Origin of the sequence: Streptomyces sp. NPDC059169 (assembly GCF_042755225.1) — a bacterium.
Lineage (GTDB): Bacteria > Actinomycetota > Actinomycetes > Streptomycetales > Streptomycetaceae > Streptomyces.
The window spans coordinates 260,205-280,727 of record NZ_JBHZCF010000010.1; the positions used below are offsets into that span (position 1 = coordinate 260,205).

A 20,523-nucleotide genomic window follows, 5' to 3' on the forward strand; every position below is an offset into this window, starting at 1 on the left:
GGAACGTCCCGACTCCGGGAGGCCGCCGTGGATGTCCTGGTGCTGATCGGCCGCATCCTCTTCGTACTGCTCTTCCTCGCCTCTGCCATGGGCCACCTCACACAGACCAAGGCGATGGGCGCGTACGCCGCGGCGAAGGGACTGCCGGCTCCGGTGCCGGCGACGGTCCTCAGCGGACTGGTCATGCTGGCCGGGTCCGTGAGCGTCGTCCTCGGCATCTGGGCCGATCTGGGTGCCCTGCTGCTGGCGGTGTTCCTCTTCCCGACCGCCGTCCTCATGCACGCGTTCTGGAAGGAGACGGACCCCCAGACACGGCAGACGGAACAGGTCATGTTCCTGAAGGACGTGTCCCTGGGCGGTGCCGCGCTGATGCTCGTGGCCTTCTTCTCGTACGCGGGCCACGACCTCGGGTTGACCGTCACCGGCCCGCTCTTCTCCATCGGCTGAGGTGCCTCCCCGGGCGTTCGCCTCGTCTCACCCGGCCCCGGCACTCCGGGCAGGGTCCGGGCCGTGCTCCCCGACCCGCGGGCTCGTTCCGCGGTACCGCCTGAGCCCCTACCGGCCTGGCGCTCCTACCGGCCCGGCGCCCGTCCGCCACGGTCACCCGGGAGCGACGGTCCTACGGACGTTCGAAGGCCTGGAGCACGCCGCCGGCGGAGAAGCAGAGGGCTCCGGTGAGGGTCCCCCAGTCGGCGATGCTCGCGCTCACGAGGCCCCCGGTGCTCGGCACGGTGAAGTCGGCCAGCGCCGCGATCATGAACAACACGGATCCGACCTGGTTGACGGCCACGATCCACCACCCGAGCTCGTGCGGTCGGACGCCGGGGCGGCCGTGGCACACCTCCTCCAGGGCGAGGTGCCCCGAGATGAGGAACAGCAGACAACCGACCATGTCGGGTGCCCAGACCAGTCGGTTCGCCTGATCTGCGGAGAGCCCGTGGAGGAACGAGTCCAGCAGATTGAGACCGAACACCAGCGTTCCGGCGAACAGGACGAACGTGCTGAGCCAGTCGATCTGCATCGGCTCGTACCTCCACCATCGCCAGCGGCGCGTCTCCAGGGCGCGGGCGGCGCTGCCCGGCCTCGGCGCGTTGATCGCCTGGAGCATGGAGGAGTAGCCGCCCGCGTTGAAGAACAGGCCACCCACGAAGTAGACCGAGGCGCTCGCCGTCGCACCGCCGCCGCCGAGGGCGATGGCCGCACCGAGCGCGAACAGCGCGCCGCCGACCGTGAACGTCGCGGCGACAACGCTGTTGAGGGTCCGGAGCCTGCCGAGGGCCTCCGATTCAGCCGACCGGGGCACCCCCTCCGCGCCCTCGGCGGCCCGGACCGTCAGCGCACCGCGTTTGCGCGCCGCCCGAGACTCCCACACCGCCTCACCGCCGTCGGCGAGCCGCCAGGTCAGCCTGGTGGTGAACGGTCCCGCCCCTTCTGCCCGCTTCTCCGTGTGACGCACGCGGTCAGCGTAGGAGCCCTGTGCGACGCGGAACCGCGACCGCCGATCCGACACGCTCGCACGTCCGGGCGGTCCGCCCCGGGGACGCGGGGCACGGGCGTGCGGGCGGCATGACGCCCCGGCCGGGGAGCCTTGGGAACGGTTCCCGACCGTCGCCGTTCGCGACGAGCCCCAGGAGCCGTTGCCGGGCACGGGCGCCTCGAGCGGCTCTCCGGCGGCAATCCGGGCGGGCCCGCCACGGGGCGCGGACCGTCGCCTACCGGGGCGCCCGCACGCGGCATATCCTCCGCCCATGCGCGTCGCACTCTTCGTCACCTGCGTCAACGACGCCGTCTATCCCGCCACGGGGGTGGCGACCGTCCGCCTCCTGGAGCGACTGGGCGTCGACGTCGACTTCCCGGACGGGCAGACGTGCTGCGGCCAACCCCAGTTCAACACCGGCTACCGGAGCGAAGCCCAGTCACTGGTCGGGCGCACGGCACGGGTCTTCGACGGCTACGAGCACGTCGTCACCCCTTCGGCTTCGTGCGCCGCGATGGTCCGCCACCACTACCCCCGGCTCGGTGACGCCACCGCGGAATCGTTCGCGTCTCGCACGTACGAGCTGACCGAGTTCCTCGTCGACGTCCTCGGGGTCACCGATGTCGGCGCGTACTTCCCGCACCGGGTCACCTACCACCCGTCCTGCCACGGCCTGCGGCTCCTCGGCCTCGGGGAGCGGCCCCGCAGGCTTCTGCGGGCCGTGAAGGGCCTCGAACTCGTGGATCTGCCGGGCGCCGAGGAGTGTTGCGGATTCGGCGGCACCTTCTCCGTCAAGAACCCCGATGTGTCCACCGCGATGGGCCGCGACAAGGTGCGCAGCGCCGGAGCCACCGGGGCAGACGTCCTGTGTGGAGCCGACAACTCCTGTCTGATGCACCTCGGAGGCATCCTGCGCCGCGAGGGATCACCTCAGCGGACCGTGCACATCGCCGAGATCCTCGCCGCGACCGAAGAGGAGCACCCCGCATGACCGGAACCTTCGTCGGCATGCCGTCGTTCCCGCGAGCCGCCAGGGAGGCCGTCCACGACGATACGTTGCGGGCCAATCTGCGCCACGCCACCCACACCATCCGCGACAAGCGTGCCGGAGCCGTCGCCGAACTGGCCGACTGGCCCCAGCTGCGCGAGGCCGGACGGCAGATCAAGGACCGCACGCTCCGTCACCTCGACCGCTACCTGGAGCAGTTGGAGGAACGGGTCACGGTCGCCGGCGGCACCGTGCACTGGGCGACGGACGCGGACGAGGCGTGCCGCATCGTCGCCGATCTGGTGAAGGCCACCGGGGAGACCGAGGTCGTCAAGGTCAAGTCGATGGCCACGCAGGAGATCGGCCTCAACGAAGCCCTGGAGGTCGAAGGCATCTCCGCGTACGAGACGGACCTCGCGGAGCTCATCGTGCAGCTCGGCGGCGATCGACCGTCCCACATCCTCGTGCCCGCCATCCACCTCAACCGCCAGGAGATCCGCGACGTCTTCCGTGACCGCATGGGCAGGTGGGGCAGGCCCGCACCGGAAGGGCTCGGCGACGAACCCGCCGAGCTCGCCGAGGCCGCCCGACTGCACCTCAGGGAGAAGTTCCTCCGGGCGAAGGTCGCGGTCTCCGGTGCCAATTTCATGGTCGCGGAGACCGGTACGCTCGTCGTGGTCGAGTCCGAGGGGAACGGCCGGATGTGCCTGACCCTCCCGGAGACGTTGATCTCCGTCGTCGGGATCGAGAAGGTGGTGCCCACCTGGCGTGATCTGGAGGTGTTCCTGCAACTCCTACCGCGTTCCTCCACCGCCGAGCGGATGAACCCGTACACCAGCATGTGGACGGGCACGTACGCGTCCGATGCCGATGCCGACGGGCCGCGGGCGTTCCACCTGGTCCTGCTGGACAACGGTCGTACCCAGGTCCTCGGCGACGCCACCGGCAGACAGGCCCTGCGCTGCATCCGGTGCTCCGCCTGCCTCAACGTCTGCCCGGTGTACGAACGTGCCGGCGGCCACGCGTACGGATCCGTCTACCCCGGTCCGATCGGCGCGATCCTCACCCCCCAGCTGCGCGGCACGGCGAGTGATCTCGACGCATCGCTCCCGTACGCGTCGTCGCTGTGCGGCGCCTGCTACGACGTCTGCCCCGTCGCCATCGACATCCCCGAGGTACTGGTTCACCTGAGGGAGAGGGTCGCCGCGCAGGGTGGCCGGGGACGCCGCCTCGAGAAGGCCGCGATCAGGGCTGCGGGTTGGCTCCTCGACCATCCCGCCGCGTTCGGGGCGGTCGAACGGCTCGCCGCCCGCACCCGGGGGGTGCTTCCGGCCCGCCCCCCGGGCGCCGGCGCCTGGACCGGCGGCCGTGACCTGCCCGACCTGCCCGCCGAGCCGTTCCGTGACTGGTGGAAGAGGAACCGCACATGACGTCGAGCCACGGCACGCCGCCGCCCCCGCGGCCCGGCTCCCGGGAACTGGTCCTCGCGAGGGTGCGGGCCGCGGTGGCCCGGGCTCCCGAGGCGCCGGAGGTCTCCCGGGACTACCTGCACAGCCATGTGCCGCCCGAACCGGACGCATTGACGGATCTGCTCCACGAGAACCTGGCCGACTACCGGGCGCTCGTGCACCGGACGGACCCCAGCGTCCTACCGGGCCTGCTGGCGCGACTCCTCGACGGACGCGGGGCGCGGAGCGTGCTCGCGCCACCGGGATTGCCACGGCACTGGACCGCCGAGGCGAAAGCCGTGCGCGTCGCCGACCGTGCGCAGTCCACGGCCAGGGAACTCGACGCCGTCGACAGCGTGGTCACAGGGTGCGCCGTGGCGATCGCGGAGACGGGCACGATCGTGCTCGACGGCAGCCCCGACCAGGGCCGTCGCCGGATCACGCTCGTGCCCGACCACCACATCTGCGTGGTCCGGGTACCGCAGCAGGTCGTGGCCTCCGTACCGCAGGCCCTGCGTCGGCTGGCTCCGGAGCGCCCGCTCACCTGGATCTCCGGACCGTCGGCGACGAGCGACATCGAGCTCGACCGGGTCGAGGGCGTGCACGGACCCCGCACCCTCGAGGTCGTGCTGGTCACCACCTGACGTCAACCGGAGCACAGCCGCGGTGCCCGGTCGGCGGCGGACACCGCCGCAGTGCCGCGCCGTAGTTCGGCCGCCAACCGGTCAGCCCACCGGGCCAGCCCGTCGACGTCGATGCCGTACGGCGCCGTGGAGCGGGCTCCGTACGGGGCGATCGACGCCGTACCGCGGTCCAACAGCGCCAGACCCCCCGCCGCATTGCCGCGCGCGGCGTGGGTGAGGCCCACGGCGAGTTGGGCCAGTCCGCGCCACAGCCCGCGTTCCTCCTCGGGTCCCGACTTCCAGGCGTCCTCCAGCACCTCGTGGGCGTGGAAGGGCATGCCCGCGTCCAACAGCCGTTGCGCCTCTGCGAGCGTCTCCTGCGGTGTGCGAACCACCCCTTCGGGTTGTCGCGGAACGCCCGTGTCCCCGTACGGCAGGGGACGCCCCAGCCCGTCGCGGGGCCGGCTGCTGCGCGCCCTGCCCTCGGCGTCTCGGTCCCTCGGGGTCTGGTTCACGTCTCGATTGTCACCCGGCGCACCGGTCCTGTCAGAACCGATCCGTCAGCCGGACCGAGTGGACGCGGTGGTGCGTCGCGGAACACCGGCGGCCGGTGGCGGGTGGGCGCGGAGCCGGCCAGCCGACGAGTAACCGTCGTCACCTGCGAAGACCTTGCGCCCGCGGCACGTCCGCGCACGCAGTCCGTGCGTCGATCCGCCCCGCGGAGTGGGGTAGTGTTTCCCTTGCGCGATCAGCCGGGCAGAGGCCCGGGGATAGCGCACCGGGACGTGGCGCAGCTTGGTAGCGCACTTGACTGGGGGTCAAGGGGTCGCAGGTTCAAATCCTGTCGTCCCGACTCGTGAGAGTCGCGGTTCAGAGGCTGTTTCGGAGTGATCCGAAACAGCCTCCGGTCGTTTTGGGGGCCAGTTGAGGGACCAGCCCGCTTGACCGCGTGAGTGGGCGACCACCGTCGCTCTCGGTAGGGAGCGCTCGTCCCGGACACCACGAGGGTGTCGAGCACCTGAAGGACTTCCATGGCGCCTTCGACGCGGTGATCACGGTTTCGGCCCGGTCGGGTGGCGTTCGGTGTGATCGGGCGAAGCCGACTTCGACAAGATCACGGCGGTTCGCGCGAACGCCGTGCCGTGGGGCGGCCCGGTGCCCCTGTCACGGTGCGGAAGGGCCGCCCGTCCTCCGTCCCAGCCCTTGCCGAATCTATCGATATTCGATAGATTTCCATCGCAACTCGATGGAAGGTGGGTCATGGGAGAGCTGACCGTGCGTGCCCTGCGAGCCGTGCTGGTGGTGGTGCTCGCCGGCACCGTGTTCGTACAGGCAGGGATGGTGTGGACGTTGGCCACCGACCCGGAGGACGGGTCGCTCCCGCTGACCCCGCTACGCGTGATCACGATCCTGGGCATGGTGTCGGCCCAGGTCGCCCTGGTTTGCGTGTGGCGGCTGGTGACGATGGTGCGCCGCGGAACCGTGTTCTCCCACGCCGCCTTCCGCTATGTGGACGCCGTGATCGGTGCGATCGTGGCGGCTGCCCTCCTGTGGTTCGTGGTCACGATCCTCAATGCGCCGGGCCAGCGGGAGGACCCCGGAGTCACCCTCATCATGGGCGGGATCGGCGTGGCCATCCTGGGGGTGGCACTCATCGTCCTCGTGCTGCGGATGCTGCTCGCCCAGGCCGTGGCACGCGACGTCGAAGCGGCGCAGATGCAGGCCGAGTTGGACGAGGTGATCTGATGCCGATCACCGTCGACATCGACGTGATGCTGGCCAGGCGGAAGATGTCCGTGGGCGAGCTCGCGGACCGTGTGGGGATCACGCCCGCCAACCTTGCGGTGCTCAAGAACGGCCGTGCCAAGGCGGTGCGCTTCGCGACGCTCGCCGCGCTCTGCGAGGTGCTCAAGTGCCAGCCGGGCGACCTGCTGCGCTGGGAGGCCGAGGACGCCGCGGGCGGATGACGTGCACCGGCGGAGTGAAGACGACTGGCACCACCGGCCCGTGACACGACACGTGGACCGGATGGAGGTACCGGTCGCGCCCCGGGCTGCTGCGCTGTCGATGGCCTCCGGGCGTTGCATTCGTTGGTCAGATCGTGGCGGTGTCGATGACGAAGCGGTAGCGGACGTCGCTCGCCAGCACCCGCTCGTACGCCTCGTTGATCTGGTCGGCCCGGATCACTTCGATCTCGGCGCCCAGGTTGTGTTCGGCGCAGAAGTCGAGCATCTCCTGGGTTTCCGGGATGCCACCGATCATGGAGCCGGCCAATGTCCTGCGGCCACCGATCAGGGAGAAGAGGTTGAGCGACACGGGTTCCTCGGGGGCTCCGACGTTGACCATCGCCCCGTTGGTCGTGAGCAACCCGAGGAACTTGTCCAGTGGCAGGGGGGCCGAGACGGTGGACAGGATCAGGTCGAAGGTGCCCGCGAGCGTGTCGAACGTGGCGTCGTCGCCGGTTGCGTAGTAGTGCTCCGCGCCGAGTCGCAGCCCGTCGTCCTTCTTGCGCAGGGACTGGGACAGTACGGTCACTTCGGCTCCCAGGGCGTGGGCGATCTTGACGCCCATGTGTCCGAGGCCGCCGAGGCCGACCACGGCGACCTTCGTGCCGGGTCCGGCGTTCCAGCGCCGCAGCGGGGAGTAGGTGGTGATCCCCGCACACAGCAGCGGTGCCGCCGCGTCCAGGGGCAGGCCGTCGGGGATCCGGAGGGTGAACGCCTCGTCCACGACGATGTGGGTGGAGTAGCCGCCGTGGGTCGGCTCGCCGTCCTTGCCGACGGCGTTGTACGTGAGGACGCTGCCGCGGGTGCAGTACTGCTCGAGTCCGGCTTTGCAGTTGTCGCACGTGCGGCAGGAATCGACCATGCAGCCGACGCCGACCCGGTCGCCCACGGCGAACGTGGTCACGGACGGCCCGGTCGCCGTGACGATTCCGGTGATCTCGTGGCCGGGAACCATGGGGAAGATGCCCTCGCCCCATCCGTCGCGGGCCTGGTGGATGTCGGAGTGGCAGATGCCGGCGTACTTGATCTCGATCAGCACATCGTGCTTCCCGACCGCCCGGCGCGGGATGGTGGTGCGCTCCAGAGGAGCCTTGGCGGTCGGTGCTGCGTATGCGGGAACGGTGGAAACGTTGCTGGACATGGCTACGAGCGTGCCTCGCTCCGCGGGAACCACCCAGCCCCCTGTTGTGCGTACGCCTGCCGTGCCTACCACTGGCAGGGTCAGGCTCACGGTCGTGAGGGCACCCGGGCACCGGGATACTGGACGGTATGGATCAGCGTGCCGAACTCAGCGAATTCCTGCGTTCCCGGCGGGGGCGGCTGAAGCCACAGGACGTCGGTCTGCCCCATTTCGGCCGCCACCGCAGGGTGCCGGGGTTGCGGCGCGAGGAGCTGGCCCAGCTGGCCGGGGTGTCGGTGGCCTACTACACGCGGCTCGAGCAGGGCAACGGCCAGAACGTGTCGAGCGAGGTGCTCGATTCCATCGCCCGGGCGCTGCGGCTCTCCGATGCGGAGCGCGCCCATCTGACCCACCTGGCGAAGCCGACACAGAAGAAGAAGCGCGTGGCGCGTGGCACCCAACGCCTACGTCCGCAGCTCCAGGCCCTGATCGATGCGATGGACGCGGTGCCCGCGTTCTTCGTGGGTCGCCGGATGGACGTCTTGGGTTGGAACACGATGGCGCGCGCCCTGTTCGGCGACTTCGCGACGATGCGTCCGGAGGAGCGGAACATGGGCCGGCTGGTGTTCCTCGACCCGGCGGCCCGAGAGCTCTACGTCGACTGGCAGTGCAAGGCCATCGAGGTGGTGAGCGTGCTGCGGCTGTGCGCGGGTTGCTACCCGGACGATCCGCACGTGTCGGCGCTCATCGGGGAACTTTCGGTGAAGAGCGATGAGTTCCGCACGCTGTGGGCGGCGCACACGGTGCAGGAGAAGGGCCACGGCACCAAGCGGCTGCACCATAGCCTCGTCGGCGACATGACCCTGTCGTACGAGACGTTGAGGCTATCGGACGACGAAGACGTGTCCCTGGTGACCTATCACGCGGAGCCGGGCTCGGCGTCCGCGCAGTCACTCGGGCTGCTGGCGCAGTGGGGCGTCGACCAGGTTCCGACCACTGCGGCCCACTGAGCCCATGCGCTTGTTTCCGGTATGGCGTGGGCACGGTGGCGCGGCGGCGAAGGGCGCGTAGGGCTCCAACAGCCGCGACTGCTATCGAGGTTGTCCAGCCATTCAGCAGATGGCCTGCCTAGGCATCTTACCGGGACGAGGCACGTAGCCGCGTTCAGGCCGGTTCAGTGAGGATGCTCCAGAACGTAGCGGGGAGTTGGCCGAGGAGAAGGGTACCGCGGGGTGACGCGTCGCGACCCTGCGCGCCCTGCTCGGCCTCGCCGTCGGGAGGGCTTCGACAACCGGCTCGGCGACTGCCGCCGGGACCCGCGGGTCGGCCCTGGCGGCCCATTCGTGGGAGGCCGGGGACGACTACGTACGGGAGGTGCTAGGAGACCGTGAACCGGCCGACGGCGTTTTTCAGTCCGACGTCAAGGCCGAGTGAAACCGTGTTTGTGCTCGCAACGTCCCTTCGGTAGACAGGTATACACGCAAGTGACGGCACAACACGTCAGGGGTGGGTGAATGAAGTTCGACATGGGCAGCACCACGTTGTCCGAGCTGGGCAAGGCCACTACCGGCTCCAGCGACGACCTCGGCACGCTGATCAAACTGTTGATCGCCGCGGCGGATCCGCTGGAGGGCAAGTTCAACGGCGTCGGTCGGCAGGCGTTCGACTCCTTCAAGCGGCGCTCGGACTCGATCACCGCCGAGTTGAACGCCTCGCTGCGCGCCATCCTCGGCGGTCAGGCCGGGATGGACACCTCGTTCACCACCGGTGCCCAGGAGCAGGGTGACAACGCCCACCAGAACATGGGCTCCGCGAACTTCGACGCCGCCCGTTTCGGCGCGCGCTGACACCCGGGGGCTGAAGACACATGGCAAACCAGGACCGCACCTCCTACGACATCGCCGCCTCCGTTGAGGTCCAGGGCGGCCTCGGCGGGATCATCGGCCAGCTGGAGCGGGTGCTCGGCGACCGTGACGCCGCGGTGAAGGCCGCGATGGCCGAGTTCCAGGCCGACGGCGTATCCGACGAGTACCACGGCAAGGAAGTCCGCTGGAACAAGGCGGCGAACGAGGTTCGCGACATCATCCGCCTCGTCCGCACCACGCTGGAGCAGAACGACGCGACCGCGCAAGCCACGCTGCAGAAGGCCAAGGCGGCGGTCGACAACATCGGCTGACGTCGGGACGCACGTCGGACGAGGGACGCGAGGACACGGGGGCAGAGCATGGACTGGGACATCAAGCCGTCCGGCGTGCAGGGGGTCGTCAACAAGACGATCACCGCCGCCGAGGGTTTCCAGAAGGCTGGCAAGTCGCTCCAGACGGAGCTGCCGGAGGCCGCGAAGCACGCGGGTACCGTCACTCCCGGCGGCGGCACCGGTGGCGAGGGCGGCGGTATGGGCCCGATCGCCGGCGCGCTGGGTGAGCTCATGAAGGCCCACGAGTACCGTCTCGCCTTCATCAGCGCCCGCACGGAGGCCTCGCTGAACGGCGCCATCAAGGCGGCGACTGCGTACGTGCAGGGCAACATCGAGCAGGCGCAGAACGCCCAGGCCGAGGCCCTGAAGGCGCCGAAGGTCGACCTTCCGGGGGCGGGCCAGAAGTGACCGACCACGTACCGATCAATCCGTGCACGATCCCGCAGTTCACGGGTGACTTGGACGCGCTGGAGCAGGACCGCACGGCCATCGCGACGGCCGCGTCCACGTTCCGTGACGCGGGCTCGAACGTGGACTCGGAGTTCCAGGGCCTGTCCGCGTTCTACTCCGCCCCCGAGGCCGCCCAACTCTTTGCCACCACCAAGCCGGTGAAGACGGACAGCGACTTCTTCGCCGACCAGCTGGAGTCGGCGGCGAAGGCCCTGGGCGAGTACGTCACCGAAGCCCGTCCGATCGTGGCGCGGCTGAAGGAACTCCAGGCGAAGGCCACGACGTTCTCCAACAAGATCAGCGGGGACGAGCACTGGAAGGACGACGGGGACAAGATCGATGAGAACAATGATCTGATCCACGACGTCAACGCCGCCGTCTCCGCTTTCTGGGCCGCCGAGCGGACGTGTGCGAACAAGATTCGTGCGCTGTACTGCGCGCCCCCGTTGACCGCGGACGACGGCTCGCATGGCGCGAACATGTACGGCTACAAGGGCGAGGACCTCAACAAGGCCCAGGACCTCCCCTGGGGCTCCCAGCTGGAGGAGACCCACCGGGCATGGGAGATCGGCTACTGGGTCAAGTCGTTCGTGTGGGACGGTCTGATCGTCGACGGCATCTGGGGCACAGTCCGCGGCCTGGGCACCCTCGTCGGGGTCGATGGCTGGGACGCTGCCGGCCAGGCATGGATGGGTCTCGCCAAGCTCGCCACCGGTCTGGTGATCACCTCGATGCCGGGTGTGGGCGCGGCGTTTTGGGCGGCGGACGACAAGCATCTTCCGGGTTGGCTCCGTGATTCGCGTACGGCGATGAAGGAGACCGGCAAGGCGCTGGTCGCGTGGGACGAGTGGGGGAAGAACCCGGCCCGTGCGGCCGGCGCGGTCACCTTCAACGTCCTGACCACGGTTTTCACCGGCGGTGCCGGCACGGCCGCGAAGACGGGCTCGGTCGCGAAGGTCCTTTCGGTGGCGGGCAAGACGGGCCGTCTCATCGACCCGATCACCTACATCGGCAAGGCCGGCTCCCTCGCCAAACTCAAGATCGGCGACCTGTTCACCAACCTCGGCAAGGTCGACGGCACCTTCCCCAAGCTCGACGAGGTGGTGTGGAAGGACCTCCCCAAGGCCGACGCCCCGGGCGTCACCTTCCCCCACCCCGAGAACACGGTCCGCCTCCCCGACGACGCCCTGGGCCGCCCGCAGTACTTCGACAAGACCACGAACCAGCTCCTGGACCACAACGGTGTGCCCAAGCAGGACCTCACCTCCGTCCCCAAGGGCACCGACCACCCCTTGGCGGAGCTCCCGAAGAAGCAGGAAGTCACCGTCGGCGGCCCGGTCCATCAGGTCGACGCAACCACCCGAACCCCGGGCGGGGCAGCATCCCACATGCCCGGCGGCACTGCGGACAACATGCCGCGCAACAACCACCCCGAACCCGGCGGCAACGGAGGCCACGGCGCCACCGACACCACCCCGACCGGCAGCGGCCACACAGACACTCCGTCAACGGGCGGCCACGACGACGGCCCGGGCACTGGCGGCGGCCACGGCCCCGGCGACGGTCCCACTGTTCCGCACCAGGGCGACCACGGCGGGGCAGGCACGCCTGGCGGCGGTGCTGGGGAGGCTGAGTCCCCCGCCAAGGTGAAGAAGCCAGAGGAGTCCTGGCCTGCTAAAGATGACATCGTCGGTACGGCCAGGGGTAAGAACCTGATGTACCCCAACTCCCGCCACAACCTGAGCGGCATCAGGAGTGGTCAGGTGGACACGAAGAACACCATCATCCTGCCGGAGACCAAGGAACTGGTTAAGCAGGACATCGCGGAGATCGCGTCCGGCCGCGCCGACTTCGACCCGGTGAAGCAGCATTACACGGTCAATGGGCGCAGCTACGGTGTGGAACAAACCGGTCGTACCTTCCCGGTGTCGGGTCCGGGACTCGTCAACCTCGACCGCGTGGAGTTCGAGGCGATGAAGGCGATCATGAGGGCGGACGGAGACTTGAGCAAGGTCGACAAGATGTTCAAGAACGCGCCGAAGTTCAAAGAGAATCCGGAGAAGGTTCAGCGGATGATCGACCTCTACAGGGAGTACTACCCGTGATGTACGGATTCTTGACCGCAGCGGCGCCGGCCCCGGAAGTCGTCGCCCGCGTGCTCGCGGAGACCTTCCGCGTGTCTCTGCAGTCGGTGGACGTCTCCCCGGCCAGTGAGATGGACGACCGGAACTGGGACGCGACCGTCACGTGTGATTACGAGCTCCTGCAGGGTGACCTCGTAGGCCAACTGAGCGTGTACGGGGCCGAGGAGGTGCCCGACCAGCCCTCGGAGGAGGAACTCGCCGCTGCGTTGGCGCGCGCGTTGGTAACGCCCGTGCTCGTGTCCTGGGGAAGTGTTCCTTCGATCCACCGGGTCGTGACTCCCGAGGGACTCACCACCTTCGCCCGGGTAGAGGAGTTGGAGGGCGAGGAAGCCGGATGCACGGTTTCGACCACACAGGTGGCGGTGGCCGCGTTCCCTCACGCGGTGGTTGCGGGACTTCCCGAGGTCTCCCGGGAGCTGCCGGTATCCACGCCGGTGGCGGACGCACTCCTGCCCGGCGCGGCTCGGCGCACTCCCGCCGGCGAGGTCCGTACGCTCGTATGGTTGTGGGAGGCGCTCATCTCGCGGATGGCCACGGGCTGGCCGCCTGCAGGTTGGTACGGGGCTGACATGTACCGGGAGGACCTGGAGAACCGCGATCGGCTCCGCGTGGCGATCGAGGCGCTCCCCGACGACGAGAAGGCACTCGTGGTCGCCTCCGTGGACTCCCTCGACGCGGCGTTTCGGGAGCACACTGCGGAGGACGACGGCCGCGCGCTCGCCGTCGCTCTCAAGAAGGACAGAGGGGACTTCGCCTCTGCGGCGTGGTATTGGCATCGTCGCCCGGCAATGCTGCCGTGGAGCTGAGCCGAGACACTTGAGGTGTGATGCGCGTGCCGAGCCAGACGGGGAGTTCCGACCTGGACGGCCGCGCTGATGTGGAGAGTGATCGCGACCGGGCTCGTGGGGGGCCGGGAATCACACCCGTGCTCGACGCTGCCGGGAGCGGTCTTCGAAGGCCTTCGCCCTGTTGGGGGAGGCCGGTGGCGTCCTGGCGAGCCTGCTGCGGGCACGCCGGCCGAACGGCCGGAGCGGCCCGAGGGTCCGCACCGCGGAGGAGAAGGCGTCGTGGGGCTGTTGCCCGGTCGGCTGCTGATGGTGAGCCTCAAGGTGGCCCGGTGAGTGGGCGAAGGCCAGGGTTCGGCGACTGGCCAAGAAGTTGTTAGGGGTGCGGGACGCATCCCGGCCGCCCCGTCGGATCGGATCCCCAGCTGTCGCTGGCAGAGGTCGACTTCGGGTGGCAGGACGCAACTGCCCCCGCCGGTTTCGGCGTCGTGAGGGGCGCGTACTAGCGTCTGTTGGGCGACCGGGAGAAGGGAGGCCGGGATGGCTGCCGAGGACTATGACAGCCAGTTGCTGGAGTCCGTCGCGGTGCGGCGGCACCGGATGCGCGACGCCGTGTTGTTCGGTGCGCAGCGTGGGCGGCGGGTGGCCGACGAGCGGATCGGGAAGGCCGTTGCCGGACTGGTGATCGCGGCGGTGCTGTGCGCCGGCTGCGTCGGTTGGTCGTTCATCTCCCACCGCCTCATCGGCAAGGTCGGGACGCCCGGGCAGGTCAGTACTCGGTGATAGGTTCGAGCGCGTGGTGAGCATGGGGGCAGTGAGCGGTACGGCTTTGAGCCGCGTCACCTTGGTGGGCGAGCGGCGGCGGATGGATCTCGTACTGCCCTCCCAAGAGCCGGTCGGGCGTCTGCTGCCCGATGTCATACAGCTGCTGGACGACCGGGTGGCCGCGCAGCCGATGCTGCGTCATCTGGTCACGGCAGACGGCTCCGTGCTCGAGCACAGGGTCTCGCTGGAGGAGGCGGGCGTTGCCGACGGGGCAGTGCTGCGGCTCGTACGGGTGCAGGACGTGCCGTCCGCGCCGGTGGTGCACGACGTCACCGACGAGGCCGCAGAGGACTTGGACGTACGAGCCTGGCGTTGGCGGCCGTCCGCGCGGCGGGTCACCGCCGGGGCCGGTCTGGTGCTGTGGACGCTGGTGGCCGGATGGTTCGCCCGGGCCGCGTTCGCGCCGGGGGCCGTGGCGGGTGCGCTGCTCGCGACTGCCGCCGTATGCGCGGTGGTCGGGGCCGTGGCAGGCCGGCTGAAGGGGTCCGGGCTCGCCACCGCGCTGCTGGCGACCGCGGGTGCGGTCGGGGTGCTCGGGGCCTGGACCCTGGGTGACGCGCAGCACTGGTACGCCATGGGGCGCCTAGCCGCCGTGGCGGGTGCGCTGGCCGTGGCGCTCGCGCTGCTGGGGTGGTTCACGCCGCTCGGGCGGGGTGGGTTCGTCGGAGCCGCCGCCGTGGGCGCGCTGACCGTTGTCTGGGAGGGCGTCGCACTGGCCCAGGGGCACGCGGGCGCCCGGACCGGCGCCGTGCTCGCCGTGGTCTCCGTCGTCCTGCTCGGGCTGCTGCCGCGGCTCGCGCTGGCCGCGGCCGGGCTGACCGGCCTGGACGACCAGCGGGCGCGCGGTGTCTCGGTCAGCCGCTACAAGGTCGCCACCGCCCTCGGCGCCACTCACCGGGGCATGGCCTTGGCCACCCTCGCCACCGCCGTCTCGGCGGGCGCTGCCGGGACGGTCGCACTGATGGAACCCGATGTCTGGACGGTCTCCCTCGCCTCGGCGGTGGCCACCGTGTTGTGGCTGCGCGCGCGGGCCTTCCCGCTGGTCCCGGAGGTGGTCGCGCTGCTGCTGGCCGGGGCCGCCATCACCGTGGCGGCGCTGCTGGTGTGGGCCGGGCGGGCCGGAGCGGCCGGGCCGCTGGCAGTGCTGCTGGCGCTGGCCCTGGTGGCGCTCGGCGTCCTCGCCGTCCAGCCGCCCGAGCACGTACGGGTCCGGCTGCGGCGGGTCGGGGACACCGCCGAGTCGATCGGCGTCATCGTGCTGTTCCCGCTGCTCATCGGCGTGTTCGGCGTGTACGGGCGGCTGCTCGGCACCTTCGCGTAAGGGTGGCACTCAGACATGAGCATGAACCAGCGGCGTGACGACTGGCAGGCCGGGGTCCTCGGTGAACTGACCGGCGCCCCTGCTCCCCAGACATCTCCCGCCCCCATGCCGGTGCAGCCGCACGCCCCCCTACCGCTACAGGCGGCCCCCGCGTCCCGGCAGCCCCACCACCAGCAGCCCTACACCGCGCAGGCCCGGGCCCCCGAGACCGTCCCGGTCCCCGGGGCCGAGGCCCCGGCTGGCCGCCCCCGCCACGGGGACCCGCTGGTTCGTCGCACCCTGCGCACCCTGCGCGGAGCATTCGGCTCCTCCGTCGCCAAGGCCGTCGCCGCCGAGACGGAACTCGCCACCCAGGTCCAGCAGCCTGTCACCACCGGCCGCCAGATCGTCGTCACCAGCATCCGCGGCGGCTCCGGCAAGACCACCGTCACCGCCCTCCTCAGCCGCACCTACAACCACTTCCGCCAGGACCCGGTACTCACCCTGGAGGCTGACGCCGCCCTCGGCACCCTCCCCGTCCGGCTCGGCGTGCAGTCCGTGCGGTGGACCTGCGCGGACCTCGCGCAGATCGTCCGACCCTCCATGCAGCTCACCGACATCACCGGCTACCTCGTCCCGATCCCCGACGGCGGCTGGTTGCTGCCCGGCAGCCAGGGCCGCATCGGCGCCCAGGTCGACGTCGCCACCTACCGGACCGTGATGGTCTCGCTGCGCCGCTACTTCGGGGTCACCGTCGTCGACTGCGAGACCCTCCCCGGCGAGGTCGCCCGTACCGCCCTCGACACCGCGCACGCCCGGGTGCTCACCGCGCCCGCCACCACCGAGGGCCTGGTCTCCACCCACGCCGTCCTCGACTGGCTGGCCTCCCTGCCGGTTCCCGTGTTGCCGCGCACCGTCGTCGTGCTCACCGTCCAGTCCCCGCACCCCACCGTCGACCTCGGCAAGGCCGCCGAGAAGCTGCGCGCGACGGGCGCGGGGGTCCTTGTACTGCCCTACGACCGCCACCTCGCCTCCGGCGGCGCCGTCCGGTCCGAACTCCTCGGCTTCCAGACCCGCGAGGCGGCCATGCGGCTCGCCGCCGAGGTGCTCCAGCGGTCCGTGGCCCTCCCGGCCTCCGGTGCCGCCCGGTGACCCAGCAGCTGATCCACCGGCCGGCCCGGGCCACCATGCCCCCCGCCCCCGCCCAGCCCCACACCGTCGAGGCCCCGCCGAACCTGCCCGAGGGCAAGATCGGCAGCCCGGCCACCGCGCTTCTGCCGATGGCCGGCGTGATGGGCTCGGTCGTGATGATGACCGTCATCCGCAACAGCCGGTTCGCCGCCGTCGGCGCGATCGTGCTGGTCTTCGCCCTGATCGGTGCCATCGCCCTGTTCTGGTCCCAGCGCGGCAAGGCGCAGCGCACCCGCCGCGCCCAGCGCGAGCGCTACCTGGAGTACCTGGAGGAGCAGCGCGAGGAGCTCGGAGCCCGCGAGAAGGCGCTCCGCGACGAGGCCCGCCGCCTCAACCCGCCGCCGGAGGCCCTGTACGACCTCGTACGCGACCCCGCGCGGCTGTGGGAGCGGCGCCGCACCGACCCCGACTTCCTGCGGCCGCGTCTGGGCACCGGCGCCGTCGCCGTGCAGGAGCTGTCCCTCGCGGCGGGCGTCGGGGGCGTCCTCACCCCGCCCGACCGGTTCATGCTCAACGAGGCCGGCGCGCTCATGGCCCGCTTCGGCCGGGCCAGCGACTTCCCGCTGACCGTGCCCCTCGACCGGGTCGGGAACGTCAGCATTGTCGGCGACCGCGAAGGCGTGCTGGGCGTCGCCCGCGCTCTACTCGCGCACACCGCCGTCCTGCACGCCCCCGACGACGTGGCCTTCGCCCTCGGCGTGCCCGGGGACCGGCTCGCGGACTGGGAGTGGGCCAAGTGGCTGCCGCACGTCCTCGACCAACAGGAGCAGGACGGTCCCGTCGCCGCCCGGCGGATCGCGCCCAGCCTGCCCCAGCTCGCCTCCGGGGTCCTCGCACCCGACCTGCGCCGCAGGGCCTCGTACGCGGCGGAGGTGCGCCGCGGCCTGTCCGACAAGCGGGCCCTGCGCCTGGCAGGCCGGCTCCTCATCGTCAGTGACGAGTACGGCGAGAACTCCGTCGAACTGCCCCGCCCCGACGTGACGGTGGGCCTAGCCGACATGAACACCACCGTGCTGCACCTGCTCGCCGAGCAGGTCCACGAGCCCGACGAAGTGACCATACGGATCACCGTGGACGGCAGCCACGTCACCGTCCGGGACCTGCGCATCCCGCAGGACCCCGCCGCCGAGGGCATCAGCGACGCCCTCGGCACGGCCACCGCCGAGGGGCTGGCCCGCATGCTGGCCCCGCTGCGGCTGTCCGCCGAGTCCGTCGCCGAGGGAACCCCGGTGTCCGGGACGGTCGACTTTATGGGCCTGCTCGGCATCACCGATCCGGCGGCCCTCGACGTGAAGCGGCTGTGGGCGCCGCGCGGAGAGCGGGACTTCCTGCGCGTCCCGATCGGCATCGACGACCGGCACGAGCCCGTGCTGCTCGACCTCAAGGAGTCCTCGCAGCTCGGCATGGGCCCGCACGGGCTGTGCGTCGGCGCGACCGGCTCAGGCAAGAGCGAACTGCTCCGTACGCTCGTCCTCGCGCTGGTCGCCACCCACTCGCCCGAGGACCTCGCGATGGTTCTCGTTGACTACAAGGGCGGCGCGACCTTCGCCCCCTTCGAGAAGCTCCCGCACGTCGCCGGTGTCATCACCAACCTGGAGAACCAGGCCGGGCTCGTCGAACGCGTACACACCAGCCTCGCCGGCGAGGTCAAGCGCCGACAGCAGGTCCTCAAGGACGCCGGGAACGTCGCCGACATCGGCCACTACGCGGCGCTCCGCGTGGAGAAGCCCGAACTCGATCCGCTGCCGCACCTGTTCGTCGTCATCGACGAGTTCGGCGAACTCCTCACGGCCAAGCCCGACTTCATCGACCTGTTCCTTTCCATTGGTCGAATCGGCCGCTCCATCGGCGTGCACCTGCTGCTCTCCAGCCAGCGCATCGAGGGCGGCAAACTCAAGGGCTTGGACACGTACCTGTCGTACCGACTGGGCCTGCGCACCTTCTCCGCCGACGAGTCACGGACCGTGCTCGACACCCCCGACGCCTTCCAGCTGCCGCCGCTCCCCGGCTTCGGCTACCTCAAGGTGGACACCTCCACCTACTCCCGCTTCAAGGCCGGGTATGTCTCCGGCCGCCACCGGGGTCCTGCCGCCGCCCTCGACGACACCGAGCGGGGCCCGCTGGCCTTGCCCTACCCCACCTTCAACACCCTCCAGGACAGCACCGGTCCGGCCGAGGCCGTCGAGGAGAAGCCCACCGCCACCGCCCGCGAGACCGGGCCCAGCGTGCTCTCCGTCATCGTCGACCAGCTCGCCGACGCCGCCCCGCCCGTACGCCGCATCTGGCTGCCGCCGCTGCCCGACGCGATCCCCCTGGACGCCGCCGCCGGGCCCCTGTCCGTCACCGAACACGGACTCCGGCTCTGCACCGCCCGGCGGGCCCCGCTCAAGGTGCCGCTCGGTGTCCTCGACGACCCGGCCCGCCAGTGGCGCGGCACGTGGGAGCTGGATCTGACCGTCGCCGGTGGGCACACCGCCGTCACCGGCGGACCCCAATCCGGCAAAACCACTCTGCTGCGCACCCTGGCCCTGTCGCTGGCGCTGACCCACACCCCGCAGGAGGTCGCCGTCTACGGTCTCGACCTCGCCGGGGGCGGCCTCGCCGCGCTCGCCGGGCTCCCGCACGTCGGCGGGATCGCCGGCCGTGCCGACCGGGAACGGGCCACCCGTACGGTCGCCGAGGTGCGGGCCATGCTCGCCACGCGCGAGGAGCTCTTCCGCGAGTACTCCATCGACTCCGTCGACCAGCTGCGCCGGCTGCGCTCCCAGGGGCAGCTCGCGGAGCTGGCCTCCACGGACATCGTGCTGCTCGTCGACGGGTATGGGGCCCTGCGCGAGGAGTTCTCCGAGCTCGACGACTCCGTCACCGACCTGCTCAAGCGGGGCGGCGGCTACGGCATCCACGTCGTCGTCGGCATGCTCCGCTGGAACGACGTGCGGATCGCCAACCAGTCCCTGTTCGGCGGCCGCGTCGAACTGCGCCTCGGTGACCCCTCCGACTCGGCGATCGACCGCAAGCTGTCCGAGACGATCTCCCCGGACACCCCGGGCCGGGTCCTCACCGACGGCAAGCTGTTCGCGCAGACGGCCCTGCCGCGCATCGACTCCCGGGCCGGGAACACCGACTTGGCGACCGCCCTGGAGGAGGCCGCCGGCACCGTCCGCGCCACCTGGCACGGTGAACTCGCCTCCCCCGTACGGGTCCTGCCAGCACGGCTGGCTTCCGACCGGCTGCCCACCGTCGACGAGGAGCCGTACCGGATCCCCGTCGGCGTGGACCAGGACGTCCTCGCCCCGGTGCTCCTCGACCTCTTCGGGCAGGACCAGCACCTGCTGATCCTCGGCGACAACGCCTGCGGCAAGACCAACCTGCTCGCCCTCGTCGCACGCCAGCTCATCGCGCGCTACGGCGAGGAGGAGCTGGTCTTCGCCGTCTACGACCCCCGACGCGGGCTGCGCGGCGTGGTTCCCGAGCCCTACCGGGGCGGTTACGCGCACAACTCGAAGATTGCCACGGCCCTTTCGGCGGGTATCGCCAAGGAACTCGACAAGAGGCTCCCCGAGGACGGCATCGACCCGGACGCCGAACCCGGCGAGGGACCCGGCTTCGCCGGCCCGCGCATCGTGGTCCTCGTCGACGACTACGACATCCTCACCACTGCCGGACAGCAGCCGCTCCAGGCGTTCGTCCCCTACCTGCCCTCCGCCCAGGACATCGGCCTGCACTTCGTGATCGCGCGGCGCGTCGCCGGTTCCTCCCGTGCCCTGTACGAGCCGCTGATGACCACCCTGCGCGAGTCCGGCACCACGGCCCTCGTGATGAGCGGCGAACGTTCCGAGGGACAACTGTTCCCGCAGCTGTACGCGAGTGCCCAGCCGCCCGGACGCGGCACGCTGGTCCGGCGCGGCCGCCCGCACGAGATCGTGCAGACCGCACTCGTCGGCTCCCCCACCCAGGAAGCGACCTGAC

Annotated in this window: 19 protein-coding genes and 1 tRNA gene; 17 read left to right on the plus strand and 3 right to left on the minus strand. The window is 70.7% G+C overall.

Annotation, left to right across the window (positions count from 1 at the left end; translation table 11 throughout):
- Positions 1-27: 27 nt before the first annotated feature.
- The gene (locus ACFXOM_RS20610) at positions 28-447 is read left to right on the plus strand and encodes a DoxX family protein (RefSeq protein ID WP_384930954.1); all 420 of its coding nucleotides are present in this window, start codon (positions 28-30) and stop codon (positions 445-447) included.
- 172 nt (positions 448-619) lie between these two features.
- Here the strand turns inward: ACFXOM_RS20610 and ACFXOM_RS20615 are convergent, their stop codons facing one another.
- A complete protein-coding gene (locus ACFXOM_RS20615; protein ID WP_384930458.1) occupies positions 620-1,456 on the minus strand; it encodes a hypothetical protein in 837 nt (278 codons plus the stop codon).
- Between the two features lie 292 nt (positions 1,457-1,748).
- On the opposite strand from ACFXOM_RS20615, the gene ACFXOM_RS20620 reads away from it, so the two are divergent.
- Genes ACFXOM_RS20620 through ACFXOM_RS20630 form a run of 3 tightly spaced genes read left to right on the plus strand, consistent with a single transcriptional unit; the run spans position 1,749 to position 4,557 of the window.
- The gene (locus ACFXOM_RS20620; protein ID WP_384930455.1) at positions 1,749-2,468 is read left to right on the plus strand and encodes a (Fe-S)-binding protein; all 720 of its coding nucleotides are present in this window, start codon (positions 1,749-1,751) and stop codon (positions 2,466-2,468) included.
- Positions 2,465-3,895: a LutB/LldF family L-lactate oxidation iron-sulfur protein gene (locus tag ACFXOM_RS20625; protein WP_384948012.1), complete on the plus strand. Its 1,431-nt coding sequence runs from the start codon at positions 2,465-2,467 to the stop codon at positions 3,893-3,895. Before ACFXOM_RS20620 ends, ACFXOM_RS20625 begins: the two co-directional genes overlap by 4 nt.
- Positions 3,892-4,557: a lactate utilization protein C gene (locus tag ACFXOM_RS20630; RefSeq protein ID WP_384948014.1), complete on the plus strand. Its 666-nt coding sequence runs from the start codon at positions 3,892-3,894 to the stop codon at positions 4,555-4,557. Before ACFXOM_RS20625 ends, ACFXOM_RS20630 begins: the two co-directional genes overlap by 4 nt.
- 2 nt (positions 4,558-4,559) lie before the next feature.
- On the opposite strand, the gene ACFXOM_RS20635 is transcribed toward ACFXOM_RS20630, so the two are convergent.
- Positions 4,560-5,051, minus strand: a complete 492-nt coding sequence (locus tag ACFXOM_RS20635; protein WP_384948017.1) for a DUF309 domain-containing protein — start codon at positions 5,049-5,051, stop codon at positions 4,560-4,562.
- A gap of 264 nt (positions 5,052-5,315) precedes the next feature.
- Between ACFXOM_RS20635 and ACFXOM_RS20640 the strand changes: the two genes are divergently transcribed.
- The 3 genes from ACFXOM_RS20640 (at position 5,316) to ACFXOM_RS20650 (ending at position 6,503) form a co-directional block, all read left to right on the plus strand.
- Positions 5,316-5,389: transfer RNA gene (locus tag ACFXOM_RS20640), tRNA-Pro, on the plus strand.
- Between the two features lie 407 nt (positions 5,390-5,796).
- Positions 5,797-6,282, plus strand: coding sequence for a DUF2975 domain-containing protein (locus ACFXOM_RS20645; protein WP_385038678.1), 486 nt, complete (start codon positions 5,797-5,799; stop codon positions 6,280-6,282).
- Positions 6,282-6,503 (plus strand): helix-turn-helix transcriptional regulator, encoded by a 222-nt coding sequence (locus ACFXOM_RS20650; RefSeq protein WP_030609318.1) that lies wholly within the window; start codon positions 6,282-6,284, stop codon positions 6,501-6,503. The genes ACFXOM_RS20645 and ACFXOM_RS20650 overlap by 1 nt, the downstream gene beginning before the upstream one ends.
- 127 nt (positions 6,504-6,630) lie before the next feature.
- Here the strand turns inward: ACFXOM_RS20650 and ACFXOM_RS20655 are convergent, their stop codons facing one another.
- Complete coding sequence (locus ACFXOM_RS20655; protein ID WP_385038681.1) at positions 6,631-7,683, minus strand: NAD(P)-dependent alcohol dehydrogenase; 1,053 nt, start codon at positions 7,681-7,683, stop codon at positions 6,631-6,633.
- A 128-nt stretch (positions 7,684-7,811) separates the two neighbouring features.
- Between ACFXOM_RS20655 and ACFXOM_RS20660 the strand changes: the two genes are divergently transcribed.
- The 10 genes from ACFXOM_RS20660 (at position 7,812) to eccCb (ending at position 20,522) form a co-directional block, all read left to right on the plus strand.
- Positions 7,812-8,672 (plus strand): helix-turn-helix transcriptional regulator, encoded by an 861-nt coding sequence (locus tag ACFXOM_RS20660; protein WP_385038683.1) that lies wholly within the window; start codon positions 7,812-7,814, stop codon positions 8,670-8,672.
- A 504-nt stretch (positions 8,673-9,176) separates the two neighbouring features.
- Positions 9,177-9,509: a hypothetical protein gene (locus tag ACFXOM_RS20665; RefSeq protein WP_384930435.1), complete on the plus strand. Its 333-nt coding sequence runs from the start codon at positions 9,177-9,179 to the stop codon at positions 9,507-9,509.
- Positions 9,510-9,529: 20 nt separating this feature from the next.
- Entirely contained in the window at positions 9,530-9,838 is a 309-nt protein-coding gene (locus ACFXOM_RS20670; RefSeq protein WP_384930432.1) for a pore-forming ESAT-6 family protein, read from the plus strand.
- A gap of 48 nt (positions 9,839-9,886) precedes the next feature.
- A complete protein-coding gene (locus ACFXOM_RS20675; protein WP_384930430.1) occupies positions 9,887-10,267 on the plus strand; it encodes a DUF6507 family protein in 381 nt (126 codons plus the stop codon).
- Positions 10,264-12,414, plus strand: coding sequence for a hypothetical protein (locus tag ACFXOM_RS20680; RefSeq protein ID WP_385038686.1), 2,151 nt, complete (start codon positions 10,264-10,266; stop codon positions 12,412-12,414). Before ACFXOM_RS20675 ends, ACFXOM_RS20680 begins: the two co-directional genes overlap by 4 nt.
- Positions 12,411-13,259, plus strand: a complete 849-nt coding sequence (locus ACFXOM_RS20685; protein ID WP_385038689.1) for a hypothetical protein — start codon at positions 12,411-12,413, stop codon at positions 13,257-13,259. Before ACFXOM_RS20680 ends, ACFXOM_RS20685 begins: the two co-directional genes overlap by 4 nt.
- A 519-nt stretch (positions 13,260-13,778) precedes the next feature.
- The gene (locus tag ACFXOM_RS20690) at positions 13,779-14,021 is read left to right on the plus strand and encodes a hypothetical protein (protein WP_384930422.1); all 243 of its coding nucleotides are present in this window, start codon (positions 13,779-13,781) and stop codon (positions 14,019-14,021) included.
- A gap of 22 nt (positions 14,022-14,043) precedes the next feature.
- On the plus strand, positions 14,044-15,384 hold the full coding sequence (eccD, locus tag ACFXOM_RS20695) for a type VII secretion integral membrane protein EccD (RefSeq protein ID WP_384930951.1): 1,341 nt from the start codon (positions 14,044-14,046) through the stop codon (positions 15,382-15,384).
- A gap of 15 nt (positions 15,385-15,399) precedes the next feature.
- Positions 15,400-16,515, plus strand: a complete 1,116-nt coding sequence (locus tag ACFXOM_RS20700) for a hypothetical protein (RefSeq protein WP_385038693.1) — start codon at positions 15,400-15,402, stop codon at positions 16,513-16,515.
- Complete coding sequence (gene eccCb, locus ACFXOM_RS20705) at positions 16,512-20,522, plus strand: type VII secretion protein EccCb (RefSeq protein WP_384930418.1); 4,011 nt, start codon at positions 16,512-16,514, stop codon at positions 20,520-20,522. Before ACFXOM_RS20700 ends, eccCb begins: the two co-directional genes overlap by 4 nt.
- Position 20,523: the final 1 nt, after the last annotated feature.